Below are 22,217 nucleotides of genomic sequence, written 5' to 3'. Positions count from 1 at the left end.
TCAGAAATCACTCAGTCCGGTTTGCTCGCTGTCGGTCTCGCTACTCGCGTCGCGTCGCGTCGCCGTTCGCCCCGTCGTGCCGGAGTCGCCCGTCTCGGACTCCAGCGTGCTCGCGCTCGAGCGATCGGACGCCGCGGACGAGTCGCTCGAATCGGACTGACTCGAGAACGAGGCGCTCTCGATCGACGCCGACGCCGTCGGCGCCTCCCGCAGGCGCTCGTAGACGTGCCAGAGCGCCCGGCAGTCGTCCTCGCAGTAGGCCTCGTGGCGGTCCCACTCGAGTGCCGCGCCCGTGCGCATGAACCGTTGGTAGGCCGCTGCGGTCGCCGCACCGTCGAGACCCGTCGCCGCGTCCTCGTACCCGAGCGCGTCGGCGACGGCCTCGAGTTTGTTCGTCCGCCCCGGAAGCAGGGCGTGCTCGTTTTCGACGGCCCAGAGGTAGAGATCGAACTTCGGGATCGACTCCCACTCGTCGACGTAGTAGGGGACGTGTTTGGCGATAAACGAGCCGAGATGGCGGTAGTCGAACCGCCAGCCGTTCCACGTGAGCAGGGCTCGATTGGGGTGCATTCCCAGCAGCCAGTCGCAGAAGGCCTCGAGCACCGACGCCGGATCGCTCGGATCGTCCGTCTCGACGAACGCCCGATAGGTGTCCGTCACGGGATCGTAGACGCCGATCTGCCAGATGATCGTCGGCGAGAGGCCGTCGGTCTCGATGTCGAGACACAGCGGCGGCGTCGACCAGCCCGCGCCCGGCAGCGACTCGTCGGTGAGCCGGCGGGGCTCGCCGGTCTCGAGCACCGTCGCGTGATCGTGCATTTTGCGGGCGCGGTCGCGACCGACGTTCGGCAGCGCCGCGAGCATCTCGAGCGGCGTCTCGAGCAGTTCCGCGCGGGTCGTCACGCCGCGATCGGCCAGTCGCTCGGCGGTCTTCGGGCCGATTCCGGTGACCGCCTCGAGGCCGAAGTCGGTCACGTCGTGCGTTTCGATGCGCTCGATGCCGTCGGGCGTGAGCGTCAGCATCGCGATCGATCGGGAGCGGCCGTACCCTTCGACGGGACCGGCACCGCGCACGCGGACGGAGACGCAGTTCTCGTCGAGCGGTTCGACGCCGGCGCGGAGTTCGTGGTCGACGCCGCGAACGGCGCCGCTCTCGGGCTCGAGGTGCCATAACTCGTCGTACTCTGCGGGTTCGGCACCCGTCAGGACAGTCGTAACCTGTCCCACCGGGAGCGCGCTCGCGAGCGTCGCCGCGCCCTCGAGGTACGTCTCGAGGGCCGTCGGCCGAACGGTCGTCGAGACGTCATCGCAGACGAGCGCGGCCACGTCGGCGGTCGCATCGGAAAGCGCGCTCGAGACTGCCTCGGGCGATACCTGAAGCGCGCGCGTGCGCTGGGCGACGGCGAGCTCGAGTTCGGTTCCGTCGCTGGCGGCCACCACCTGACGGTGAATCGGTTCGTCCCCGGCGGTCTCGAGCGGCGGATGGAACGCCGGCGCGTCGAACGCTCCGCGAGCCCGGGCGAACGCCTGCGGCTCGCGGCCCGGACCGAGCACCCAGACCGCGTCCGGCTCGAGGGTCCGATCGATGTCCTCGAGGGTCGCGACGGGGCGGTCGGCCAGCGCCGACGGCGGGAGGGCGAGGAGGCGGACGCCGGCTCGAGCGGTCATTGGTCGTCGGGAGGCGGGCGGCGACAAAGAGGGTTTGGACACCGGAGTGAAAGTGATGATGGGATGTAGATGGCCTGGTAGTTCCTACTAACACCACGAAAGCCCCTGCCGGCTCCGGGAAGACGGGCGAAGTAAGCACCAGAGGCCGAAGGCCGAGGAGCGCAGCGAGCCCATCGACCGGAGCCGGCAGCCCCTTTCATTCCCGCCCGCAGTGGCATGATCGGCCAGCCGATACGGGTGGGAATGAAAGGGGCTGCCTCGCTCGACCCGGTGAGACGACGTAAGGACCGCAGGCCGAAGGCCGAGGACCGCAACGAGTCGCAACCGGTCGAGCGAGGCAGGGGCTTTCGTAGTGTTCTCGATCGTTACAGATACCTGAACATCACGAGCGGCGAGCGATCAATGTTTTAGTCAGGGACTTCGAATGGCGCGACAATGCAACAGTACCTCGAGTTAGTCGACGCGGTCCTCTCGGAGGGCACCTACAAGCCCAACCGAACCGGCGTCGACACGATTTCGTCGTTCAGCGAGCACTACGAGGTCGACCTTCAGGAGGGGTATCCGCTGCTGACGACCAAGGAGATGGACGGCTACCGCTGGAACTCGATGCTCCACGAGGTCTGCTGGTATCTCTCCGGCGAGGAGCACATCCGCGATCTCCGCGAGGAGACCAAGATCTGGGACGCCTGGGCCGACGAGGACGGAAAGCTGGATACGGCCTACGGTCGCTTCTGGCGGCGGTTTCCGGTCCCCGAGGACGACGCGCGACTCGAGGGCGAGTCCTGGCCCGACGAGACCCAGCAGTGGGTCACCGAGGAGGCCGACGGCCGGAAGACGTTCGATCAATTGCAGTACGTCATCGACACGCTCTCCGACTCGCCCAACTCCCGTCGACTCGTGGTCAACGCGTGGCACCCGGCTAACGCGGCCGTCTCGACGCTGCCGCCCTGTCACTACTCGTTCGTCTTCAACGTGCAGGGCGACCGGCTGAACTGTCACCTGACCCAGCGCTCGGGCGACACCGCGCTGGGCATTCCGTTCAACATCGCGGCCTACGCGCTGCTGACCAAAGTCATCGCGCAACAGACCGGCTTCGAACCGGGCACGTTCGCTCACACCGTCGTCGACACGCACGTCTACTGCGGCCGCGGCGACCGCGGCGAGTGGTACGCGGACAACCTCGAGGTCCTCCAGTCGCGGCTGGCCGGGGTCGACACTCGCGAGGACTACCTCGAGGTCAAGGCGTGGCTCGAGTCCGAGGCCCCCGCTGAGGCCGAGGGCGACGAACGGCTCGATCACGTGCCGGGCCTGCTCGAGCAACTGTCCCGGGAACCGCTCGAGCGCCCGACGCTCGAGGTGGCGGACGTCTCGATCGACGAGCTATCGTACGAGGACGTCGCGCTTCGAGACTACGAGTCCCACGACGGCCTCGAGTTCTCGGTGGCCGAATGAGCGAGGACGGTGCGTCCGGGGGCGCGAACGCGACGCCGGACCTCGAGACCGACCGCGAACTCGTCGCGATTGCCGCCGTCGCCGACAACGGCGTCATCGGCAAGGACGGCGACATGCCCTGGCACATTCCCGCCGACCTCGAGCACTTCAAGGAGACGACGATGGATCACCCGGTCATCATGGGTCGGGTGACGTACGAGGGGATCCTCGAGGCGCTGGGCGAACCGCTCCCCGGTCGGACGACGATCGTGTTGACGAGTCGGGGCCTCGAGACGCCCGAGAACGCGGTAGTCGCGAACGGGCTGGCGGACGCGCTCGAGGAGGCGGAGTCGGCCGCCCGCGAACGCCACGACGACGCCGAGCGAATCTTTGTCGCCGGCGGTGCGACCGTCTACGAGCAGTTCCTCTCCGCGCTCGATCGGTTAACCGTCACCGAAGTCCACCGCGAACCCGACGGAGACACGCGGTTCCCCGACTGGAACCGCGAGGACTGGCGGGTCGTCGACCGCGACGAACGCGACGGGTTCGACTTCGTCGAGTACGCTCGATCGGGTTGACTGGCGACTCTCTCCCGGTGTATAAAATTCAGATTCACTGTTGTGTTCGGCAAATATTGCGCGCTTTCTACAACCCGTCCAGAATAGCGCCTCGTGAGAATAGATTCACAACCCGAGAAACCGCTATACCGTCAAATGTCGGGTGTATATGGCCTCTAACTCGAAATCTCGGCAGTTTCAAATGTGCTCGTCCCCAAGTGGTGATAATGTCAACCGAACCGTTCTCGGACGCTATCCGAGAATTCGAACACGACGGCGAGACGTACAAGATGGCCGACCTCACGGTTCTCGAGGAGCAGGGACTCTGCGACCTCGAGAAACTGCCCGTGAGCATCCGCATCCTGCTCGAGTCGGTACTGCGAAACGCTGACGGCGGTCAGATCGACGCGGACTCGGTTCGCGCTGCGGCCTCGTGGGAGCCCGACGTGCCGGACGCCGAGGTGCCGTTCACGGTCTCGCGGGTCGTTCTGCAGGACCTGACCGGCGTTCCAGCAGTGGTAGACCTCGCGGCGCTTCGCTCGGCCGCGGACCGGAAGGGCGTCGATCCGACGGTCGTCGAGCCCGAAGTCCCCTGTGATCTCGTGATCGACCACAGCGTCCAGGTCGACCACTTCGGCAGCGCGGACGCCTACGAGCAGAACGTCGAACTCGAGTACGAGCGCAACGCGGAGCGCTACCGCGCGATCAAGTGGGCCGAGCAGGCGTTCGAGGACTTCAACGTCGTCCCGCCGGGGACGGGCATCGTCCACCAGGTCAACTTGGAGCACCTCGGGCGCGTAGTCGACGTCCGCGAGGTTGACGGCGTCTCCGCGAGCGAAGCGAGCGGAGGCTCGTCGGACGAGTCCGACGTTGAACAGTGGCTCGTCCCCGACACGCTCGTCGGCACCGACAGCCACACGCCCATGATCGGCGGTATCGGCGTCGTCGGCTGGGGCGTCGGCGGCATCGAGGCCGAAGCGGCGCTGCTCGGCCAGCCGATCAACATGTCGCTGCCGGAGGTCGTCGGCGTCCGCCTGTCGGGCGAGCTCCCCGAGGGGGCCACGGCGACGGACCTCGTGCTCCACATCACCGAACGACTGCGCGAGGTCGGCGTCGTCGACAAGTTCGTCGAGTTCTACGGTCCCGGCGTCTCGCAACTCTCGGTGGCGGATCGGGCGACCATCTCGAACATGGCCCCCGAACAGGGCTCGACTATCAGCATGTTTCCCGTCGACGAGAAGACTCTCGAGTACCTCGAACTCACGGGCCGCGACGAGGACCACATCGAACTCGTCCGCGAGTACCTCGAGGCGCAGGGCCTCTTCGGCGAACAGGAACCCGAGTACACCGAGACCGTCGAGTTCGATCTGAGCGACGTCGAGCCCAGCCTCGCGGGCCACAAGAAGCCCCACTCGCGCATCCCGATGGGCGATCTCGACGAGCACTTCCCGCGTCTGCTCGAGGAGCAGGGCGTGATTGGCCCCGGCGGCGAGCCCGCCATAGGAGACGGCAGTGGTGCGGCCGCGAGCGACTCGACCGCGTCCGGCCCCGGCCTCGCGTTAGACGAGAAGATCCCCGTCGAACTCGAGGACGGCACGGAGATCGAGATCGGCCACGGCGACGTGCTCGTCAGCGCGATCACGAGCTGTACGAACACCTCGAACCCATCCGTTATGGTCGCTGCCGGCCTGCTCGCGCGCAACGCGGCCGAGCAGGGGCTCGAGGTGCCCGAGTACGTCAAGACGAGCCTCGCACCCGGCAGCCGGGTCGTCACGGAGTATCTCGAGCAGGCCGAACTGCTCGACGACCTCGAGGAACTGGGCTACCACGTCGTCGGCTACGGCTGTACGACCTGTATCGGGAATTCCGGCCCGCTCCCGGAGCCGATCGAGAACGCCATCGACGAACACGACCTCTGGACGACGAGCGTTCTCTCGGGCAACCGGAACTTCGAGGCCCGCATCCACCCGAAGATCAAAGCCAACTACCTCGCCAGCCCGCCGCTGGTCGTCGCCTACGGCCTCGCGGGCCGGATGGATATCGACCTCGAGGAGGAACCGATCGGTACGAACGACGACGGCGAAGAAGTATACCTCGAGGACGTCTGGCCGGACCCGGAGGAGGTCCGCCGGACGATCCACGAGAGCGTCTCCCCAGAGATGTTCGAGGAGAAGTATGCGAGCGTCTACGAAGGCGACGAGCGCTGGGAGGCCCTCGACGCGCCCGCGGGAGACGTCTATGACTGGGACGACGAATCGACCTACATCCGTGAGCCACCGTTCTTCCAGGACTTCCCGCTCGAGAAGCCCGGCGTCGAGAACGTCGAGGACGCGCGCTGTCTGCTGACCCTCGGTGATACGGTCACGACCGACCACATTAGCCCGGCCGGTCAATTCAGCGAGGAGCTGCCCGCCGGCCAGTGGCTGAAGGAGCACGGCGTCGAACCCTACGAGTTCAACACCTATGGCTCCCGCCGAGGGAACCACGAGGTCATGATGCGCGGGACCTTCGCGAACATCCGCATCGAAAACCAGCTGCTGGATGGGAAGGAGGGTGGCTACACTATCCATCATCCGACGGGTGACGAAACGACCGTCTTCGAGGCCAGCGAGCGCTACCGCGAGGAGGACACCCCGCTCATCGTCATGGCCGGCGAGGAACTCGGCACCGGCTCGAGCCGCGACTGGGCCGCCAAGGGGACCGACCTGCTCGGCATCCGCGCGACCATCGGGAAGAGCTACGAGCGCATCTACCGCGACAACCTGATCGGCATGGGCGTCCTGCCCCTGCAGTTCGAAGACGGCGAGGGCTGGGAAGAACTCGGCCTCGAGGGCGACGAGTACTACACGATCGAAGGGCTCGAGGACGGCCTCGAGCCGAACGCTGAAGTGACCGTCACCGCCGAGGACGACGACGGTACCGTGACCGAGTTCGACGTAACCGCACAGGTCGACACGCCGATGGCGGTCGAGTACGTCGAGCACGGCGGCGTCCTCCATCTCGTGCTCCGCCGACTGCTGCAGGAAGAGCTGGAGTAGGGTAGCGGACTCGAAGTAGTTTCTTTCTCCGGTGTTCTCGTTCTATTCCGGTATTTCGGCGGCCAAACAGACCACTCGCGGTGGCGCGCGCTGAGCCGCGGTGAGCAACAGCGAACCGTGGCTCGACTATGCGCGAGGGATGAGCGAGCGGAGCGCGGCGCGACGCGCCGCGGTGAAGCGAACGGCGCGAGCCGTGAGCCTCGGAGCGAGCGAATCGGTTGGGGAGGACGAGGAGTCCCTAGTTGCCACGGTAGCGTCGCCTGCTGTTGGGCAGCCGGAATGCAGCGAACGAACCCGTCTCTGTCCGTCGTACGCCGACCTTTTACAACGTCCTCACGTATGCGAAGACATGACCGACCCGACCGAGCGCAATCGGCTCGAGGACGAGGAGAGCCCGTATCTGCGCCAGCACGCGGACAACCCCGTCAACTGGCAGCCCTGGGACGAGCAGGCCCTCGAGGCCGCGAGGGAACGCGACGTCCCGATCTTCCTCTCGATCGGCTACTCGGCGTGTCACTGGTGTCACGTCATGGAAGACGAGAGCTTCGAGGACGAGGCGGTCGCCGAGGTACTCAATCAGAACTTCGTCCCGATCAAGGTCGACCGCGAGGAGCGACCGGACGTCGACAGCATCTATATGACCGTCTGCCAGCTCGTGACCGGACGGGGCGGCTGGCCGCTCTCGGCGTGGCTCACTCCCGAGGGGAAGCCCTTCTTCGTCGGGACCTACTTCCCCAAAGAGGGACAGCAGGGCCAGCCCGGCTTTCTCGATCTCTGCGAGCGCATCAGCGACTCCTGGGAGAGCGAGGACGACCGCGAGGAGATGGAACATCGTGCCCAGCAGTGGACCGACGCCGCAAAGGACCGACTCGAGGAGACGCCGGACTCCGCGGGGGTCGACGCCGGCGGAGCCGCGGAGCCCCCCTCGAGCGACGTGCTCGAGACGGCAGCGGACGCGACGCTCCGGAGCGCTGACCGCCAGTTCGGCGGCTTCGGCTCCGGTGGGCCGAAGTTCCCCCAGCCGTCACGGCTGCGCGTGCTCGCCCGGGCGTACGACCGAACCGGTCGGGAGGAGTACCGCGAGGTCTTCGTAGAGGCCCTCGACGCGATGGCTGCGGGCGGGCTCTACGACCACGTCGGCGGCGGCTTCCACCGCTACTGCGTCGATCGGGACTGGACGGTCCCCCACTTCGAGAAGATGCTGTACGACAACGCCGAGATTCCGCGGGCGTTTCTCTCGGGCTACCAGCTCACTGGCGAGGATCGCTACGCCGAGATCGTCGCGGACACGCTGACGTTCGTCGATCGGGAACTGACCCACGACGAGGGCGGCTTCTTCAGCACCCTCGACGCCCAGAGCGAGTCCCCCGAGACCGGCGAGCGCGAGGAGGGCGCGTTCTACGTCTGGACGCCCGACGAAGTGCACGACGTACTCGAGGACGAGACCGACGCCGCCCTCTTCTGTGCGCGTTACGACATCACGGAGTCGGGCAACTTCGAGGGGCGGAACCAGCCGAATCGCGTGGCCAGGGTGTCGGAGCTCGCCGGCCAGTTCGATCTCGCGGAGCACGAAATCCTGAAGCGCCTCGAGTCGGCCCGCCAGCGGCTGTTCGAGGCCCGCGAGGAGCGACCGCGACCGAACCGCGACGAGAAAGTCCTCGCGGGCTGGAACGGGCTGATGATCTCGACCTACGCCGAAGCGGCGTTGGCGCTCGGCGAGGACGACTACGCCGACACCGCCGTCGACGCCCTCGAGTTCGTCCGCGATCGGCTCTGGGACGAGGACGAGCAGCGACTCTCGCGGCGCTACAAAGATGGAAACGTCAAGGTCGACGGCTATCTCGAGGACTACGCCTTCCTCGCGCGGGGCGCACTGGACTGCTATCAGGCCACCGGCGAGGTCGACCACCTCGAGTTCGCGCTCGAACTGGCCCGCGTCATCGAGGTCGAGTTCTGGGACGCCGATCAGGGCACCCTCTACTTCACGCCCGAGAGCGGCGAGTCGCTGGTCACGCGACCGCAGGAACTGGGCGACCAGTCGACCCCCTCCGCGACCGGCGTCGCGGTCGAGGCCCTGCTCGCGCTCGACGAGTTCGCCGACGAGGACTTCGAGGAGATTGCCGCCACCGTCCTCGAGACCCACGCCGACACGCTCGAGGCGAACGCGCTCGAGCACGCGACGCTCTGTCTCGCCGCCGACCGGCTCAAGGCGGGCGCGCTCGAGGTGACGATCGCCGCCGAGGAACTCCCCGAAGCGTGGCGCGACGCGTTCGCGTCGCGGTACTTCCCGGACCGACTCTTCGCGCGACGGCCGCCGACCGAGGCGGGACTCGAGGCGTGGCTCGAGACGCTCGGGCTCGAAGATGCGCCCCCGATCTGGGCGGGCCGCGAGGCGCGCGACGGCGAACCGACGCTGTACGTCTGCCGCGACCGGACGTGCTCGCCGCCGACGCACGTCGTCGAGGAGGCGCTCGAGTGGCTCGGCGATTCGGGCGAGAACACGGAAGGGGAGTCGGACGCGCCGTTCTGAACCTGCCGCAGAACTACCCCGGTCCGCGGAGCCGCCGGCGTTCGTCTCGAGACGGAACGTTCGAGCTGCCACGTAATGGGGCGGTCTCACGCGTTCTCGACGCGCCACGTCTATTGTTAGCGCTCGTCCCGCCGTTCGAGAACAATGTTACCGCATGTCGGAGATTCTTGTACGTAGTTAGCCAAATCCGAGAGAGACAATGGCAACCACGTTCGACGATCGGCCGATCGAGGAGAGCGCGACGGACAATCACTTCCCGATTCGACTCCCCGGCTTCGGACAAGCCGACGAGATGCGCAGTAGAGACGGATTACAGACGGGAACGAACGAGATGCGGACGTTCGAACTCCGGGAGGCGTGTCTCGAATGAGCGACGATCCGTTCGAGGAAGTCGCCGACGCGAAGCGATCGCTCTCCGACGAGGCGCGCGAGGAGGCCGCCGCGCGCCAGCGCGACCTCGGTAAGCTAACCGCCAGAGAGCGCGTCGATTACCTGCTCGACGAGGGGACGTTCGAGGAGATCGGCCGCCTCGCGTCGCCGATGCCGACGACGCCCGAGACGACCGACTGGGTGCGCGAGGACGCCCCCGCTGACGGCGTCGTCACGGGTTACGGAGAGATCGACGGCCGCTCGGTCGCGCTAATCGCCACCGACTTCACGGTCAAAGGCGGTTCGATCGGCCACGCCGGTGGCCGAAAGATGTCGCGGGTCGCCGAGCGCGCCCTCGACCGCGGACTGCCGCTGCTCATGCTCCACGACGGCGGCGGCCACCGCATCCAGGAGGGACTCGACGCCGCGCCGTTCGCCCGGGGCGACAACGGCTTCTCGAAGCTCCAGACCGCTCTCTCCGGCTGGGTTCCCGTCGTCTCGGCGATGATGGGGCCGGCTTTCGCTGCGCCGACAAACTTCGCGGCGCTGTCGGACTTCGTACCGATCGTCGAGGGAACGGGAACGATGGGGGTCGCCGGACCGTCGCTGGTCGAAGCCGCGCTCGGCGTCGACGGCACCAAGGAGGAACTCGGTAGCGCGCGGTTTCAGACGACCGAGACCGGGATGGCCGACCTCGCCTGCGAGGACGACGAGGCCTGCCTCGACGCGATCCGGACGTTCCTCTCGTACCTGCCGCGAAACGCTCGCCGGGAGCCACCGACGGCCGACCCGCGACCGCCGGCCGTCGACGGCGAGCGGTTGCGAGAGATCATCCCCTCGAGCCCGCGCAAGGGGTACGACATCGACGCGATCGTCGAGGGGATCGTCGACCGGGACTCGGTGTTCGAACTGAAGCCGACCTACGCGCGAAACATCGTCACTGCCTTCGCTCGCCTCGAGGGGGAGCCGATCGGCGTCATCGCCAACAACCCCCGGATCAAAGCCGGAACCATCGATACCGGCGCATCGGAGAAGGCGGCCCATTTCGCGGCGATCTGCGACGCCTACGGGCTCCCGGTCCTCACGCTTGCCGACGTACCCGGAATCCTTCCCGGCCCGGACTCGGAGCGCGAGGGGATCGCTCGCCACTCCGCGAAGCTCCCGTTCGAACTCGCGCGTGCGACGGTCCCGATCGCTAACGTCGTCCTCAGACGCGGCTACGGCTTCGGCTACGTGGCGATGGGCGGCGGTCGCTCGATCGACTCGGAGCTAACGGTGCTGTGGCCCACGGCCGAAGTCGCCGCCATGGGCATCGAGGGAGCCGTGGACATCGCGTACCGCCGAGAGATCGAGTCCGCAGACGACCCCGAGGCCCGACGTTCGGAACTAATCGAGAAGTTCAAGGACAGAACCGACGCCGTCCGAGCGGCCTCCCGCGTCGGAACCGACGGCGTCGTCCAGCCCGAAGACACCCGCGACCGGGTCCTGCGCGCGTTCGCTCGAGCGGACGAACCGCACGAGGACGACTGGCCGCCGAAGAAACGGCCGATCAACCCGATCTGAACGCCTCGGGTTGCCTGCTGGCCGTCTTCGTCGGTCAGTCCGATCGAACTGAAACTACGCTGACTCGAGTGCGGTTTCGATCTCGTTGGCCAGCCAGACCGCCGGCGGCACGTCCTCTTCCTCGACGAACCGGACGACTTCCTCGCCCGCGTCGTTCTCGACCACGATCGTCGGGATGTACTCGATGCCGTACTCCTCGACGCCCGGCCCCTGCTTGTCCTGATCGACGTTGACTTCCTCGATGCGGTCGTCGGGGACCTCCGCGGCCTCGAGCGCCGCGCCGAAGTCGGGCAGCAGGGCGCGACAGTCCTTACACCAGTCGCCGCCCCAGATCTTGTACACCAGCTCGTCGTTGTGCGCTTCCAGCGTCTCGACCGCCTCCTCGTAGGACGCCGCGTCCCACGTCGGGTTCGGCCGCATGGTCTCGAGACTCATACACACGACTTGTCGGTCGGTGGGCTTAACGGCGGTGTTTCCGACGGGCCCCTTCACTCGAGTGGCGTCCTCCGTTTCTCGTACCTGATTGGCCAACCACCGCTGGGCGGGACTGAAAGGGGCCGACCGGGTCGGGGAGCGTGACGGCCGTAGCACCGGAGGCGAGCGAAGCGAGCCGAGGAGCGCACGTCGTCAGGCGACTCGAGCCGGTCGGGGGCTTTCGAGGTGGTCGCGGTACGTGACTCGGTCTAGAATACTAGCCGGCACGTCCTGCCGAGGTCCAGCACGGGTTTACGTCTCGAATACCTATTGCAGGCCAATGAAAGGGAGCATCCTGGACACGATCGGCTCGCCGCTGGTCCAGGTCGACTCGCCGGAGGGCGCGACGGTCGCGGCCAAGATCGAATCGTTCAACCCCGGCGGATCGGCCAAGGACCGGCCGGCCCGCGAGATGGTTCGGGCCGCCGAACGCGACGGGCTGATCGAGCCCGGCGACTGGCTCGTCGAACCCACCAGCGGTAACACCGGCATCGGCCTCGCGCTCGTCGCGGCCGCCCGCGACTACGACCTGACGATCGTCATGCCGGCGGACAAGTCGAAGGAACGCCAGCAGATCATGTCGGCCTACGGGGCCGACCTCGAACTCGTCGAGGGCGAAATGGCCGACGCCCGCGCTCGCGCCGAGGAACTCGAGGAGGAGGGCGCGATCCAGCTCGGGCAGTTCGAGAACCCCGCGAACCCCGAGGCCCACTACCGGACGACCGGCGAGGAGATCGTTGAGCAGGTCGGCGACCGCGAGGTCGACGCCTTCGTCGCCGGCGTCGGGACCGGGGGCACCATCTCGGGCATCGGCCGCCGGCTCCGCGAGGAGTTTCCCGACGTCGAAATCGTCGCGGTCGAACCGGCTCGAAACGCCGTCCTCTCGACCGGCGAAGCCGGGAAAGACGAGTTCCAGGGAATGGGTCCCGGTTTCATCAGCGACAACCTCGACCTCGATCTGTTAGACCGGGTCGAGACCGTGAAACTCGAGGACGCCGAGGAGGAGTGTCGCCGCCTCGCTCGCGAGGAAGGCGTCCTCGTGGGGCAGTCAAGCGGTGCGACGAGTCTCGTCTCCCAGCGCGTCGCACGGGAGATCGCCGAGCCGGACCTCGAGTGTCCGGAGGTGCCGACGGCGTTCGACGAGGGACAGCGGCCGGCCTCGCCCGAGACGGACGGCGGACAGGCGGCCGACGACTGCCCGCTCGTCGTCACCGTCTTCTGGGACAGCGGCGAACGGTATCTCTCGACCGGCCTCTTCGACTGACACGCGCGGTCCGATTCGGTCCGGCCGCGGGCGCTCGATCCGCTTGCGGTGCTCGGTCTACTCGATCTGCCGATGGCGCTCCGTCTACTCGAGCCGGTGGCGGCGCTTCCGACCGCCGGCCGACCGGTCGAACCGCGATCGGCGGCACAAAAAGAGCTCTTTCAGCTAGCCGAATCACCTTTAGTACCCCTCGCGTACGTTCGGGTACGATGACACGCCCCTCGAGACGCGCCCTGCTCTGTGGAACCGCTTCTGCGATCGCGCTCTCCGCCGGTTGTATCGCCGACGGCGGTGACGCCGCGCCGTCGAACGATACCGAGACCGACGGCGGCGATCCCGGAGCCCCATCGAGCGGTGACGACGGCGGCAACGGCGAGACCGACGACGGCAGTACTGACGACGGTGAACCCGACGACGACGGCAATGACGGCGACGATCAGTCGAACGAGTTAGTCGACTCCCAGTCCCGGCCGTACCAGTACTCGACGCGATCGACGTCGCCGGAGGTGACCGTGCTGTCCGATCGCGACCGCGCGGAGCGGTGGCTCGACGACCACGAATCGCTGCCCGAGACGGTCGTCGACCTCGTCGACGAGACTGATTTCGAGACGTCGACCTTCGTCCGACTCGAGGCCGGCGCTCCCAATCCCTGCCACGAGATGACGCTCGAATCGATCGCCGTCGAGGACGGCCGGCTCGCTCTCGAGGGGGCGGTCCGCGAGACGAGCGACGACGACGAGGCCTGTATCGCCCGGGAGACGACCGTCGGACGCCTCGTTCGGGCGACGTTCGACGGCGAGCCCCTGACGGACATCTCGGCGAGCATCGTGGACCGAAACGGAGACGAATACTCGATGGCGAGCGAGAGCGAATCCGGCAGCGCGAGCGCCGAGCAGTCGAGTAGCCCGGACGAGACGTCCGACGGCGAGTAGGGCCGTCAACTCGGCGGGAGAATCAGTGGACCGACTGTCGAGATCGGCCTCGGGAATCGCCTCACGAGTACTCGGCTTCGGTCAGCCGGACGACGAGGGTGTCCTCGACGTCCCGGAGATCGTACTCGGGAAGATCGCCGCCGGTCCGACGGACGTACAGCGGTTCGACGAGTCGATACGTCGGCTCGGCGACGCCCGCTCGGCCGGCCCCGCTCGAGTCGTCCGTCTCTGTATCCGATTCGCTCTCGGTCCCGCTCTCGGAGCCGGGGGGCGTCTTCGATCCGCCGTCGGCGTCCGCCTCGCTCGAGTCGGCGTTCTCAGCGGCGCCGGCGTCTTCAGCGGCCGGCTCGGGACTCGAGTCCACTCGCTCGAGGCCGTAGATCTTGCAGAACTCGGCCGTTTCCGCGGGCTCGATATCGCCGTTTCGGAGCCGCTCGGCCAGCGGCCGCGAGAGCCACTCCTCGTCGCTGATGCTCGGCTCCTGGACGAGCGCCTCGTCGACGAACCGAGTGAGATACCAGTTCAGGTCGTTCAGCAGCGAGACGGCGGCGCCGACGCTGACCGTCCGGACGGCCAGCGAGTTCTCGAAGGGACGCTCCAAATCGTAGGTCGCCAGCGCCTCTCGAGCCGTTTCGCGGGAGAGGAGTTCGTACTGGAGGTTGGTCCCGGCCTCGCCGATGAGACAGACGCGGGTCACTATATCGAGGTGGGAGCGGCGGTCTAATGTCGGTTTCGGCTTCTAGATGCCGACTCCGCTACTCGGTATCGATCGAGCTAGAATGCTGGTCTTCACGCGGACACTACTCCGATGAAAGCCCCTGATCCGGTCGACTCGATGGACTCGCTGTGCGCTTCGAGGTTCGCTTCGCTCACCTCTGCAGTGCTTACGTCGTCCGTCTTCGTCGACTGGATCAGCCCCTTTCAGTCCCACCCAGCGGTGGCTCGCCGGGCTGTCTACGAGCGGAGAGAAAACGAATGTCGTTCGGACGGTTCAGGGTTCGACCAGATCCGCGTTCTTCGCGGCCGCTTCGGCGCGCTCGAGCAGGTCATCCGGCTCGGCCCGCAGCAACGGTTTCAGTCGAGCGTTGGTCTCGACCTGGTCGGGAGTGACGCGGTTGCAGCCGGCGTCCATCGTCGAGTCGGTGAACGTACCGATCTCGCGGGCCTGGGCGACGATGTACTGTTTGTCTCGGGTCAGCAGCGGGCGGTGGATCGGCAGTCGCGTAGCGCGGCTGGTGACGCCGAGATTTCGGATCGTCTGGCTCGACTTCTGGCCGGCGGCCTCGCCGGTGACGATGCCGTTCGCGTCGACGCGTTCGGCCAGGGTCTCCGCGGCGCGGTAGAAGAACCGGCGCAGGGAGAGCATGCGTCCCTGTTCCATCTCTCGGACGAGGAGATCGACGGTCTCGCCGCCCGGAATCCGGTAGATCTGCATGTCGAAGTTCGGCGCGTACTCGGAGAGGAGCCGCACCGTCTCCATCGCGCGGGCCTCGTGGTCGATCCCGCCGTAGTCGCCGAGGTCGACGTAGGCCGGGACGACCGGGCTGCCGCGTTTCATCATCTCGTAGGCCGCGACCGGCGAGTCGATCCCGCCGCTGACAAGCGCGATGACCGGCTCCTGCGAGCCGAGCGGGAGTCCACCCGGTCCGTCGACCTGCTCGAGATAGACGAAGGCCACGTCCTCGCGCACCTCGACGCCGAAGGTGAGGTCGGGCTCGTCGAGGTCGACTTCGGGATCGAACTCGTCCTCGACGGCCTCCCAGATCGCCGTGCCTGCCTCGCGGGCCAGGTCCTCGCTGTCGTAGGGCAGACTCTTGTCCGATCGGCGGGCGTCGACCGCGAAGGTCCCGCCGTCGTAGTGCTCGCGGGCCGTTTCCTCGACAGCCTCGAGAATGCGCGCTTTCTCCGTGCTGACGGTCAGGGCGGGGCTCGCGGAAACGACGCCGAAGGTGTCCGTCGCGGCGTCGGTCGCGGCCTCGACGGCGTCCTCGCTCGTGTGGATCAGCGGGCGGTTCCACCGGCGCTCGACCTCGCCGGGAATCGACCGGTCCGCCAGCAGGGCCTCCGCGTTCTCCGCGAGGAGGTCCTCCATGTACCGCTTGACCGTGTTGCTCTTTGTGTTGAGGTCCCCGTGACGGACGAGGACGGTGTCGGCTCCCGGAGGGTGCATGGGCTGTGATAGACGGTCGCGGCTATAAGGGGGTTACGAGGGGCGTCTCCGCCTCGAGCGGTCGCGGGTCGCGTCTCAGACGATCGATTCCTCGACCGTCGGACTCAGACTGCCGGTATAGGAGTAGATGCCGGCGACGAGAACGGCTCCAGCCACTAGCGGAATGACCGCGCTGAGCGCGTACAGCGCGTCGTAGCCGACCGCGTTGGCGAAGGGCAGCGATATCAGCGGGCCGATGCCGCCACCGACGTCGCCGAAGATATTGTTCGTCCCCATCGCCCTGCCCATCCGATCCTCGGGCGTGAGGTCCGCGAGCAGGGCCGTCAGCGGACCGCCGACGCCGCCCTGTCCTGCGCCGATCAGTGCACACGCGAAGACGACGGCTCCGAACGAGGGCGCGACCGTGAGCACGACGAAGCCGGCACAACTGATCGTCAGAAAGGCGATCAGGACGGGCATGCGAGCGCCGACCGAATCGCTGATCTTGCCCCCCGAGATGGTGAAGACCGCTCCCGAGAGGGCCGACACTGCCATCAACAGCCCGGACGTCCCCTGTTCGCCGTAGTCGATGCCGTAGCCCGCGACCTCGAGCGAGAGCGTCAGCGACTCGACCTCGAGGTAGAGGACGAGCGTCGAGAAGAGGACGCCGATATAGGCGAAGTAGAGCCCGAAGTTGACCAGGCCGACGGTGAGCGCGGGCAGGGTCGTCTCGAGGTCCCAGGGACTGATCGACGAACCGGGGGTCTCGACGTGGGTCTCGGGGACGATGAAGAAGGCGATGACGCTCGCGAGGCCGGCGAAGGAGGCCGCGAGGACGAACGCCGTCGCGTTGCTGTACACCTCGCTGACGATCCCGCCGAGCACCATGCCGGCGGGGAAGCCGAACGTGATCCCAGCCCGGACGATGCCCATGCTCGTCCCCCGCGAGCTGGCCTCGCTGACGTCGGCAGTGATCGTGTACGCCGTCGCGAACACGAGCGCGCTGCCGATCCCCCACGTGACCCGCGCGAGAATGAACCAGACCTCCGGCATCGCAGAGCGGATCGCGATCACGTAGCCGACCGTCGCGAGGCCCTCGATCGCCAGCCCGACGACGAACGGTTTCCGGGTGCCGATCCGGTCGACGAGCACCCCCGCCGGCCCGTTCGCCACCAGCCGCGTCCAGCGGTTGGCCGAGAGGATGACCCCGACCATGAACGCCGAGATCCCCAGTACTTCGCCGAGGTTCGGCAGGATCGGAAAGACGACGCCACCGCCGAAGCCGACGAAGAAGGTACTCGCGACGACGGCGTAGACGACGGGACGTGCGTTCGATCGCTCGCTCGAGTCGGCCATGCGAAGTCACTGCGGGTTTCGATTCGTAACGCCGTACACCGGGCCAGTCCTTGACTATTCCGACGGCAGACGCGGATGCCGGTTTCGGCTCACCGCGATGAACGACTCGACCGGCACGAGAAAGTCCGCTGGCCGCTCAGAACGTCGAGAGTTCGCCGTCGATCACGCTTCGTGTGATCTCGGTCACGTCCGCGAGTTCGTCGTCGACGATCGCCTCGACCTCGTCATCGACGTCCGACACTGCGATGCCCTCGTCGGTGACGACCTGCACGTCGGCGACGTGGGGCTGATCGATCGGCCGGCCGATCTGGGAGAGGAGGCGGACGCGAAGGTCGCGGATGCCGTCGACCTCGCCGACGACCTCCTCGGCGATCTCCGTCGAGAGCAGGTTGTAGATCTTCCCGATGTGGTTGACCGGATTCTTGCCGCTCGTCGCTTCCATCGACATCGAGCGGTTGGGCGTGATGAGTCCGTTCGCGCGGTTCCCGCGGCCGACGGAGCCGTCGTCGCCCTGCTCGGCGGAGGTCCCCGTCACCGTGAGATAGATCGAGCCCTCGTCGTAGTCGTCGGCCGTGTTGACGTGAACGTCGACCTCGCGATCGGTGTGCTCGCGCGCGACGTCATCGACGAACTCGCGGACGGACTCGACGGCCTCGACGTAGCCGTCCATATTCGGGATATACTCGTCGACCATCGCCGCCGCGACGGTGACGTCGATCTCGTTGCCCTCGCGCTTGCCCATGATCTTCACGTCCGGGCCGAGTGCTGGGTTCTCCTCGGCGTACTCCCCGTTCAGTCGCCGCTCGGCCTCGAGAACGATCTGCTCGGTCTCGGTCAGCGGCGCGTGGCCGACGCCGAAGCTCGTGTCGTTGGCCATCGGGACGCTCACTTCGTCTTCCCCGAAGACTTCCTGCAGATCGCCACTGCCCTCGCCGAGCTTGACGTCGACGACGATGTCCTCGCCGACGGTCAGCTGCGGGATGTTCTCCTCGAGGTACTCCCGCGCCGCTCGCAGGGCGATGGTCTCGGCGGGGATGGTCTGGCCCTCGTAGTGTTTGGTCGCGCGGCCGACGATCAGCAGATAGATGGGGTCGATGACTTCGCCGCCGCCGAAGGCGGGTGCCGCCTCGCCGGCGACGAGTTGCGTTTCGTCGGTGTTGAAGTGGAGGACCTCGCCGACGCGATCCAAGTACTCGCGTGCGAGCGCCCCGGCGACGCTCTCGGCGATCCCGTCACAGATGGAGTCGGGGTGTCCGATCCCCTTTCGTTCGACGATTTCGACCTCCTGATCCTCGACCGCTTGCCGATCGATAGACTCGATTCGGATGTTCCGCTCACTCATTGGCGGAACTTGTCGGAGCGAGTTCGTATAACTTGCGGAAACAGACACGGGTCAGAAAATTCCCGTGGGTTATGCCGCCGGGCGATGTAGGTTATGCCGCTGGGAGGGGGCAGCCGATCAGGACTCGAGCAACAATCCGAGATACGAGGTCCTAAGCTGGTCGTCCGGGTCGAGGTGCAGTCGCTCGAGGACGTCGTACGCCCCCTCTCGAGCCGCCTCAAGGGCCGCCTTGTCCTCGACGTCGGTCTCGACTTCGACGTACTCGCCGACGTCGTCGACCGAATCGAGGGTGACGGTGTACCCGTCGAGTGCGAACCGTTCGCGCTCCTTGCGGACCGTCGCGGCGGCCTCGAAGCCGAGGTTCGTCAGGATCGCGTCCGTCTTGTCGTGATCCGCGACGGCGGTCTCGACCTCCTCGCGGGTCTTGGACTCGTCGTCGACGAGCGGCCCCTTGTAGGTGACGCGGGTCTCGTCGGCCCCGTCCTCGGGCCGCTCCGAGCGGATCCGCAACGCCTCGTCGGTTTCGGCGAACTCGCGGTGGGGCGCGTCGTAGTAGGTGTCGACCTGCACGACGGTTCCCAGGGGCCGGGCTTCGAGTGCGTCGAGGCGTTCGCGGACGGCCGCGAGATCGGCGGGGACCTTCACTTCGACCTCGTACATGCCCGGGGGGACGGCCGGCGGTCGTAAGTATCGGTCGCTCTCGCACGAAAACGTCGTACTTAAATGTCGACGGCGGGACGTACAACGTATGACTGAGGATCAAGAGGCCGAGCTCGAGGAGCAGGCCGATGACGTCGACGAAGAAGTCGCCGAAGACGCCGACGGACTGCAGGAAGGCGACTTCGTCGAACTCGAATACACGGCGTACACCACCGAGGACGAACAGCTGGTCGACACGACCGACCCCGAAGTCGCCGAGGACGAGGGCGTCGATCAAGAGGGCCAGGAGTTCAAGCCGCGAACGATCGTGGTCGGCGAGGGCCACATCTTCGAGGCCGTCGAGAACGACATCATCGGCGCCGAGCCCGGTGACTCCGGTACCGTGACCGTCCCCGCCGAGGACGCCTTCGGCGAGTACGATCCGGACGACGTCCAGACCGTCAGCGCCGAGAAGATCGACGAGGACGACCGCTACCCCGGTGCGAACGTCACGATCGAGGGCGAGCAGGGCTACATTAGCACGATCATCGGCGGCCGCGCCCGCGTCGACTTCAACCACCCGCTCGCCGGTGAAGACGTCGAATACGAGTACACGATCGCCGACGAGGTCGACGACCGCGAGCAGCAGGCCGCCGGTCTCTTCGAGATGTACCTCGGGATGGAGCCCGAACTCTGGATCGAGACGGACGAGGTCGAGGAGGAGGTTCCCGTCGAACCCGACGAGGACGACGAGGACGCAGAGCCCGAGTTCGAGACGGAGACCGTCGAGAAGGAGACGCTCTACCTCGAGGCCACGCCCCAGATGACCATGAACCAGCAGTGGATGATGGGCAAACAGCAGATCGGACAGGACATCATCGACAAGATCGGCGTCGACCGCGTCATCGTCCAGGAAGTCATCGACGGCATGGGCGGCATGGGCATGGGCGGTATGATGGGCGGCATGGGCGGCGGAATGGGCGGCGGCGACATCGAGGAGGCCCTCGAGGATGCCGACGTCGATGCCGACGAGATCGTCGAAGAACTCGAAGGCGCAGAGGAATAAGTACCGTCGCGATCGCCGGCCGTTTTCGACTCGCTGACGACGACCACGAACGTGCGTGGCTCGACTTTTTCGCGGACGGGACCGTAGGCTCGAGCGGCGACGATGGTCGGTTCGATGAGCGACGGCCCGGGGCCGGAGTCGGACACTGAGACCGGCAGGCTCGAACAGTGGCTCCTCCTCGACGGGAATCGGTTCGTAATCGCTGCCGTTCTCGCGGCCGCCTTCGGGATCGTGTATCTCGTGCTCTCGGTCAACGGCGTCGCCCCGATCGCGGACGCACAGCCGCTGTTCTACGCGTTCAGTGGACTGATCTCGGGAAACTTCACGCTGATCACGGTCGTCGTCTCGATCAATCAGCTGCTGCTCTCACAGGAGTTGCAGTCACCGGGCGAACTCGAGTCGGAGATCGAGGAGACCGTCGACTACCGCGAGGAGGTCGAAGCGGTATCGAACCGGACCGCACCGGCGGAGCCGTCGGGCTTTCTCCGGCTCGTCGTCGAGAGCGCGCGCCGAGACGCCCAGCGACTCGGCGGCACCACCGCCGGATCGCTGCCCCCGGACGCCCGCGACGAGATCGACGAGATCGTCACGGAGCTCACCGACGAGTTCGATCGGATCGACGGGCTCGTCGAGGAGTCCGACGCCGGTATCTTCAACACGCTCTCGACGACGCTCGAGACGAACTTCGCCAACGAGATACAGCGCCTCGAGGAGTGTCGTCGGGAGTACGGGGCGGACATCCCCGGAGACACGGACGCGGCGATCGACGATCTGCTCGATCGGCTACGGGAGATGGACATCGCTCGGCAGTACTTCAAATCGGTCTACCTGCAGGTCGAACTCTCTCGACTCTCGCGGTATCTGTTCTACACCGGGGTTCCAGCGGTCGGCACCGCGATCGCCGCGCTGTTCGTGATGACCGTGGCGTCGGGGCCGCCGTTCGGACGACTCGTCCGTGCGGTCGTCTTTCCGGTAGCCGTCGCGGTCGGCGTGTGCCCGCTTACGGTGCTCTTCTCGTTTATCCTTCGGACGGCGACGGTCACCGAACGGACCGCCGCGATCACGCCGTTTACGACGCCCGAACAGGAGGTATGATGAGAGCAGTATACGTGTCTGATGGAACCAGTATGACGTTGACGGAACCAGCATGGACGGGTCGGCGTCGGCACTCACGCGATGTCGCGGCTCGTGTCGATCGCGACTTCCTCCGTGAGCTCGAGTTTGATCGCGTCGGTCGGCTGACTGCCGCCGCGGAACTTGGGAATCGTCAGATGGCTCTCGAGTTCAGAGCCGGCGATCTTGGTTCGGAGATCGAAGACGGCGTCGGCGGCGTGGACGGTCCGCGCTCGGTTCGCAGGTTTGGTCTCGCCTTTCAGGCAGTGTAACACGGCGATCCCCCCCGTCTCGAGCATCTTGGTCTTGAGTTCGTTGAGAAAAGTGACGTACTCGCCGGTGTCACACCGCTCTAAGACGTCCATCGTGTCGATGATGAGGTTGGCCCCGTCGGGGAGGGCCCCGATGAGCCGGGTCGCCTCCTCGAGCGGTGTCTCGCTGGCGACGTGTCTGACTGTCGGGTTGCCGACCGAGGACGGTGAGGCCTCGATGGCGTGGCGGACGGCGTCGTCGGAGCGTTCCGTCGAGAGGTATAACGTCCCGCGGGCAGCCGTGAGTTCGTAGAGGAGGAGTTCGGATTGGCTGGCCGGGTCGGCGGTGTACGCGACGATACACCCCGGTGGGAGCCCACCGTCGAGCTTCCGATCGAGCACGTCGATTCCAGTGTCGAGCCGGCCGACCATACAGTTGTTCTCAATTGCTGCAGTGTCTGTATAACTCTTTGCC

The 22,217-nt window shown here is 66.6% G+C and carries 18 protein-coding genes; 10 read left to right on the top strand and 8 right to left on the bottom strand.

Annotated features, from left to right (window positions below; genetic code table 11):
- Window positions 1-1,668 (bottom strand): ribonuclease H-like domain-containing protein, encoded by a 1,668-nt coding sequence (locus LDH66_RS14945; RefSeq protein ID WP_226481865.1) that lies wholly within the window; start codon window positions 1,666-1,668, stop codon window positions 1-3.
- A 435-nt stretch (window positions 1,669-2,103) separates the two neighbouring features.
- On the opposite strand from LDH66_RS14945, the gene thyA reads away from it, so the two are divergent.
- From thyA to LDH66_RS14915, 6 genes are all read left to right on the top strand, one after another.
- On the top strand, window positions 2,104-3,120 hold the full coding sequence (thyA, locus tag LDH66_RS14940) for a thymidylate synthase (protein WP_226481864.1): 1,017 nt from the start codon (window positions 2,104-2,106) through the stop codon (window positions 3,118-3,120).
- Window positions 3,117-3,677, top strand: coding sequence for a dihydrofolate reductase (locus tag LDH66_RS14935; RefSeq protein WP_226481863.1), 561 nt, complete (start codon window positions 3,117-3,119; stop codon window positions 3,675-3,677). The genes thyA and LDH66_RS14935 overlap by 4 nt, the downstream gene beginning before the upstream one ends.
- Before the next feature lie 206 nt (window positions 3,678-3,883).
- Window positions 3,884-6,694: an aconitate hydratase AcnA gene (gene acnA / locus LDH66_RS14930; protein WP_226481862.1), complete on the top strand. Its 2,811-nt coding sequence runs from the start codon at window positions 3,884-3,886 to the stop codon at window positions 6,692-6,694.
- Between the two features lie 349 nt (window positions 6,695-7,043).
- Window positions 7,044-9,224, top strand: a complete 2,181-nt coding sequence (locus LDH66_RS14925; RefSeq protein WP_226481861.1) for a thioredoxin domain-containing protein — start codon at window positions 7,044-7,046, stop codon at window positions 9,222-9,224.
- A gap of 199 nt (window positions 9,225-9,423) precedes the next feature.
- Window positions 9,424-9,594, top strand: a complete 171-nt coding sequence (locus LDH66_RS14920) for a hypothetical protein (RefSeq protein WP_226481860.1) — start codon at window positions 9,424-9,426, stop codon at window positions 9,592-9,594.
- Window positions 9,591-11,156, top strand: coding sequence for an acyl-CoA carboxylase subunit beta (locus LDH66_RS14915; RefSeq protein ID WP_226481859.1), 1,566 nt, complete (start codon window positions 9,591-9,593; stop codon window positions 11,154-11,156). Before LDH66_RS14920 ends, LDH66_RS14915 begins: the two co-directional genes overlap by 4 nt.
- 54 nt (window positions 11,157-11,210) lie before the next feature.
- Here LDH66_RS14915 and LDH66_RS14910 read toward each other — a convergent pair whose 3' ends face one another.
- On the bottom strand, window positions 11,211-11,591 hold the full coding sequence (locus LDH66_RS14910; RefSeq protein ID WP_226481858.1) for a thioredoxin family protein: 381 nt from the start codon (window positions 11,589-11,591) through the stop codon (window positions 11,211-11,213).
- Window positions 11,592-11,910: 319 nt separating this feature from the next.
- On the opposite strand from LDH66_RS14910, the gene LDH66_RS14905 reads away from it, so the two are divergent.
- Both LDH66_RS14905 and LDH66_RS14900 read left to right on the top strand, forming a co-directional pair.
- Complete coding sequence (locus tag LDH66_RS14905) at window positions 11,911-12,894, top strand: PLP-dependent cysteine synthase family protein (RefSeq protein WP_226481857.1); 984 nt, start codon at window positions 11,911-11,913, stop codon at window positions 12,892-12,894.
- A 209-nt stretch (window positions 12,895-13,103) separates the two neighbouring features.
- Window positions 13,104-13,826: a hypothetical protein gene (locus tag LDH66_RS14900; protein WP_226481856.1), complete on the top strand. Its 723-nt coding sequence runs from the start codon at window positions 13,104-13,106 to the stop codon at window positions 13,824-13,826.
- 61 nt (window positions 13,827-13,887) lie between these two features.
- Here LDH66_RS14900 and LDH66_RS14895 read toward each other — a convergent pair whose 3' ends face one another.
- The 5 genes from LDH66_RS14895 to cyaB all read right to left on the bottom strand — a co-directional run bounded on the left by LDH66_RS14895 (window position 13,888) and on the right by cyaB (window position 19,333).
- Window positions 13,888-14,523 (bottom strand): DUF5804 family protein, encoded by a 636-nt coding sequence (locus tag LDH66_RS14895; protein WP_226481855.1) that lies wholly within the window; start codon window positions 14,521-14,523, stop codon window positions 13,888-13,890.
- 294 nt (window positions 14,524-14,817) lie between these two features.
- Entirely contained in the window at window positions 14,818-15,996 is a 1,179-nt protein-coding gene (locus LDH66_RS14890) for a tRNA sulfurtransferase (RefSeq protein WP_226481854.1), read from the bottom strand.
- A 75-nt stretch (window positions 15,997-16,071) separates the two neighbouring features.
- A complete protein-coding gene (locus tag LDH66_RS14885) occupies window positions 16,072-17,331 on the bottom strand; it encodes an MFS transporter (RefSeq protein ID WP_226481853.1) in 1,260 nt (419 codons plus the stop codon).
- A gap of 136 nt (window positions 17,332-17,467) precedes the next feature.
- Window positions 17,468-18,673, bottom strand: coding sequence for a methionine adenosyltransferase (locus LDH66_RS14880; protein WP_226481852.1), 1,206 nt, complete (start codon window positions 18,671-18,673; stop codon window positions 17,468-17,470).
- A 117-nt stretch (window positions 18,674-18,790) separates the two neighbouring features.
- Window positions 18,791-19,333, bottom strand: a complete 543-nt coding sequence (gene cyaB / locus LDH66_RS14875) for a class IV adenylate cyclase (protein ID WP_226481851.1) — start codon at window positions 19,331-19,333, stop codon at window positions 18,791-18,793.
- An 88-nt stretch (window positions 19,334-19,421) separates the two neighbouring features.
- Here cyaB and LDH66_RS14870 point away from each other — a divergent pair, with 88 nt between their 5' ends.
- Window positions 19,422-20,378: an FKBP-type peptidyl-prolyl cis-trans isomerase gene (locus tag LDH66_RS14870; protein WP_226481850.1), complete on the top strand. Its 957-nt coding sequence runs from the start codon at window positions 19,422-19,424 to the stop codon at window positions 20,376-20,378.
- A gap of 114 nt (window positions 20,379-20,492) precedes the next feature.
- Window positions 20,493-21,473 carry a DUF7972 family membrane protein gene (locus tag LDH66_RS14865; protein WP_226481849.1) on the top strand — a complete coding sequence of 327 codons (981 nt, stop codon included), beginning with the start codon at window positions 20,493-20,495 and terminating at the stop codon, window positions 21,471-21,473.
- 74 nt (window positions 21,474-21,547) lie between these two features.
- On the opposite strand, the gene LDH66_RS14860 is transcribed toward LDH66_RS14865, so the two are convergent.
- On the bottom strand, window positions 21,548-22,174 hold the full coding sequence (locus tag LDH66_RS14860) for an RAD55 family ATPase (protein WP_226481848.1): 627 nt from the start codon (window positions 22,172-22,174) through the stop codon (window positions 21,548-21,550).
- Window positions 22,175-22,217: the final 43 nt, after the last annotated feature.

This window comes from Natrinema amylolyticum, assembly GCF_020515625.1.
Lineage (GTDB): Archaea > Halobacteriota > Halobacteria > Halobacteriales > Natrialbaceae > Natrinema > Natrinema amylolyticum.
The sequence above is the reverse complement of the archived record's forward strand: the minus strand, read 5'-3'. Positions and strand labels throughout refer to the sequence as shown.

What these genes read in the sequence shown, in the direction of transcription:
- LDH66_RS14885 (WP_226481853.1), bottom strand. Translation starts at nt 17,331, where the DNA reads ATGGCCGACTCGAGCGAGCGATCGAACGCACGTCCCGTCGTCTACGCC.
- LDH66_RS14905 (WP_226481857.1), top strand. Translation starts at nt 11,911, where the DNA reads ATGAAAGGGAGCATCCTGGACACGATCGGCTCGCCGCTGGTCCAGGTC.
- thyA (WP_226481864.1), top strand. Translation starts at nt 2,104, where the DNA reads ATGCAACAGTACCTCGAGTTAGTCGACGCGGTCCTCTCGGAGGGCACC.
- LDH66_RS14915 (WP_226481859.1), top strand. Translation starts at nt 9,591, where the DNA reads ATGAGCGACGATCCGTTCGAGGAAGTCGCCGACGCGAAGCGATCGCTC.
- LDH66_RS14910 (WP_226481858.1), bottom strand. Translation starts at nt 11,591, where the DNA reads ATGAGTCTCGAGACCATGCGGCCGAACCCGACGTGGGACGCGGCGTCC.
- LDH66_RS14865 (WP_226481849.1), top strand. Translation starts at nt 20,493, where the DNA reads ATGAGCGACGGCCCGGGGCCGGAGTCGGACACTGAGACCGGCAGGCTC.
- LDH66_RS14880 (WP_226481852.1), bottom strand. Translation starts at nt 18,673, where the DNA reads ATGAGTGAGCGGAACATCCGAATCGAGTCTATCGATCGGCAAGCGGTC.
- cyaB (WP_226481851.1), bottom strand. Translation starts at nt 19,333, where the DNA reads ATGTACGAGGTCGAAGTGAAGGTCCCCGCCGATCTCGCGGCCGTCCGC.
- LDH66_RS14945 (WP_226481865.1), bottom strand. Translation starts at nt 1,668, where the DNA reads ATGACCGCTCGAGCCGGCGTCCGCCTCCTCGCCCTCCCGCCGTCGGCG.
- LDH66_RS14925 (WP_226481861.1), top strand. Translation starts at nt 7,044, where the DNA reads ATGACCGACCCGACCGAGCGCAATCGGCTCGAGGACGAGGAGAGCCCG.
- acnA (WP_226481862.1), top strand. Translation starts at nt 3,884, where the DNA reads ATGTCAACCGAACCGTTCTCGGACGCTATCCGAGAATTCGAACACGAC.
- LDH66_RS14920 (WP_226481860.1), top strand. Translation starts at nt 9,424, where the DNA reads ATGGCAACCACGTTCGACGATCGGCCGATCGAGGAGAGCGCGACGGAC.
- LDH66_RS14870 (WP_226481850.1), top strand. Translation starts at nt 19,422, where the DNA reads ATGACTGAGGATCAAGAGGCCGAGCTCGAGGAGCAGGCCGATGACGTC.
- LDH66_RS14860 (WP_226481848.1), bottom strand. Translation starts at nt 22,174, where the DNA reads ATGGTCGGCCGGCTCGACACTGGAATCGACGTGCTCGATCGGAAGCTC.
- LDH66_RS14935 (WP_226481863.1), top strand. Translation starts at nt 3,117, where the DNA reads ATGAGCGAGGACGGTGCGTCCGGGGGCGCGAACGCGACGCCGGACCTC.
- LDH66_RS14900 (WP_226481856.1), top strand. Translation starts at nt 13,104, where the DNA reads ATGACACGCCCCTCGAGACGCGCCCTGCTCTGTGGAACCGCTTCTGCG.
- LDH66_RS14890 (WP_226481854.1), bottom strand. Translation starts at nt 15,996, where the DNA reads ATGCACCCTCCGGGAGCCGACACCGTCCTCGTCCGTCACGGGGACCTC.